This window comes from Gilvimarinus gilvus, assembly GCF_030518155.1.
In the GTDB taxonomy this organism is placed as follows: Bacteria; Pseudomonadota; Gammaproteobacteria; order Pseudomonadales; family Cellvibrionaceae; genus Gilvimarinus; species Gilvimarinus gilvus.
This window is the reverse complement of the sequence record NZ_JAULRU010000806.1, coordinates 1-338: the sequence shown is the minus strand read 5'-3', so window position 1 is coordinate 338 and position 338 is coordinate 1. Positions and strand designations below refer to the sequence as shown.

Here is a 338-nt window from a genome sequence, read left to right as displayed (position 1 = left end):
GATAATTGGTTTGTTGCATTTGCGTCCCTCCATATTGAGAATAATTTCCATCTTTGTCGCAATGCCAAATATCAACGATAATTCCTTCTACAGCAGAACAATTGTTACTCGCATTTTGCACCACAATTTCTATCGTCGCATCAACACCCGTTCGGTCGCCTTTTACATCGCTTCTCATATAACTCGACGGAGTTTTTGTAGGAAAAGGTCCTTCTGTTTCGGTTGGCCAAACCGTACACGATTGATTGGTTCCACCTTCTGTTGTCGAAGTCGAAACATCATTTATTGCATCATCGCTCGAACAAGACGATATAACTTTCGGAACAATTAAACTTGCA

At 40.8% G+C, this 338-nt stretch carries 1 pseudogene; it reads right to left on the bottom strand.

From position 1 onward, the window contains the following. Positions 1-338, bottom strand: a pseudogene (locus QWI17_RS21580) (hypothetical protein); the annotation flags it as partial.